This is a genomic window from Leuconostoc sp. (assembly GCF_965300815.1).
In genome coordinates this window covers 1-2,009 of record NZ_CBDKZH010000126.1, presented here as the reverse complement: position 1 = coordinate 2,009, position 2,009 = coordinate 1, and the positions used below count along the sequence as shown (strand labels likewise).

General features: G+C 43.5%; 2 protein-coding genes and 1 pseudogene. All 3 read right to left on the bottom strand.

Annotation, left to right across the window (positions count from 1 at the left end; all coding sequences use genetic code 11):
• Positions 1–623, bottom strand: a pseudogene (locus ACW12G_RS07085) (hypothetical protein); the annotation flags it as partial.
• A gap of 105 nt (positions 624–728) precedes the next feature.
• Positions 729–1,460 (bottom strand): tRNA (guanosine(37)-N1)-methyltransferase TrmD, encoded by a 732-nt coding sequence (gene trmD / locus ACW12G_RS07080; protein ID WP_010001270.1) that lies wholly within the window; start codon positions 1,458–1,460, stop codon positions 729–731.
• Positions 1,460–1,981: a ribosome maturation factor RimM gene (gene rimM / locus ACW12G_RS07075; RefSeq protein WP_455647618.1), complete on the bottom strand. Its 522-nt coding sequence runs from the start codon at positions 1,979–1,981 to the stop codon at positions 1,460–1,462. Before rimM ends, trmD begins: the two co-directional genes overlap by 1 nt.
• Positions 1,982–2,009: the final 28 nt, after the last annotated feature.

Here is a 2,009-nt window from a genome sequence, read left to right as displayed (position 1 = left end):
CGACTCGAACGCAAGCCAAACAGTAAGATAAAAAACACAACAAACAAAATCAGATAACGATACGATGTCTCAGCTAAGTCATCGGCATCAACTTGATAATGGGTGATGACGTTGGATGTTTGCAACGCCAAACCATACATCACACCATAGATCACGAAGAACACGAGATACTTAAATCCTGCGGGCAACAGCAGCGCCGCCCCAAGCAACACCAACATCATCAACGACCCAATCATATTCCCGCGTAACACCGCATCCCTTGTCTTCAGATACTGCCCAATCGCCGCATTAGCTGGTGACAGCCACGCCCCACTTAACCCAAGGAAAAAGCCTGCCACAATAAAACTAGGAAAGTATAGGATCCCCAAAATTCCAAAACCACATCCTAGTAACCCACAATAAAGCGCCAACTTTAGCAGACTCAAACTATGTAAGCGTGTCTTAATTCCTCGAATAAAGAAAATCCCCGTCATCCGAAACGTATAAAATAAGACAAACGGTAAAACGGTCAGTAACGACTGCCCATTACTAAGCTGAATTAACAGCATAAAAGGCAAGACAATAATCGTGCTACTTAAAATGGTCAGGGCGGATTTGCCCACAATTGGCAAGTGATTGGTCATAACGGGTTTGTCCTCGTATGCAAAGCGTGTCATGACATCACGTTTTAGGGTAAAGAAAAAGTCCAAGCGATGGCTTGGACTTTTTGTCATGATCGCATGATCTGATTACTCAGATTCATGTTTAATATCGTCTAAGAGATCGCGTTCCTGCTTTGACAGTGGTCGCTTCTCTAAGAGATCCGGCCGACGTAACCACGTCCGGCGTAAGGACTCTTTTAATCGCCATTCGGCAATTTTAGCATGGTTCCCACTCATCAAAACTTCCGGTACCTTACGGCCCCGAAAATCAGCAGGTCGCGTATATTGTGGAAATTCCAACAAATTATCTTGGAATGAGTCTTCCTCAGCACTCACATTGTTACCTAAGACATCTGGTAAAAAGCGCGCCGTGGCATCAATGATGACCATCGCCCCAAGCTCTCCCCCTGTCAACACGTAATCTCCCAATGAGATTTCATCGTCAACGAGCTCGCGAATGCGTTCGTCATACCCTTCATAATGTCCTGCAATAAAAGTGATATGTTCTTTTTGCGCTAATTCTTCCGCCACATGGTGGTCAAATTTGCGCCCTGCGGGATCAAGCAGCACCACGTGCCCCTTATCACCTGCTGCTGCTTCAACGGCAGCCATCGCATCAAAGATTGGCTGCGCCATCAAAAGCATCCCCGCACCACCGCCAAAAGGATAATCATCGACATTATTGTGCTTGTTTTCCGTATAATCACGAAAATCTGTCACATGAAAGTCTAATGCCCCTTTGTCAATCGCTTTCCCCAAAATCGATTGTTTCAACGGTGTAAACATATCTGGAAATAAACTTAAGACATCAATTCGCATTAATCTAATAATCCTTCCAACGCATCAATCGTGATGCGCTTATTATCGACATCAACGTTTTTTACCACGTCATCAATCATCGGAATTAATGCATCTTTTTGCCCTGGTCGCTGCACAACCCAGACATCATTAGCCCCAGTGGTCATAATTTCTGACACCACACCGATGTCGTTACCGTCTAGGTCAAATACACGACTATCTATAATTTCGTCGTAATAGTATTCATCATCCCCTAGTGTCTCGCGTGCATCGCCATAGACATAGACATCATGTGTTTTATATTTTTCGATATCGTTAATGTTGTTCACGCCTTCAAAAAGCACTAACCACATATTCTTGTGCAAACGTGACGACTTCACCTTAAATGGGACAAAGCCATCTTTTGTTTCAACTTGTAGTTCCGCACCTTTTTTGAAGCGCTCATCAGCAAAATCGGTAATCGCTAAGATTTTAACTTCACCATGAATGCCGTGGGTGTTGACAATTGTGCCAACTTTAAAATAATTTTCTTTTGTCATAATAATATTATAGCATAGCTTTTATGACCAC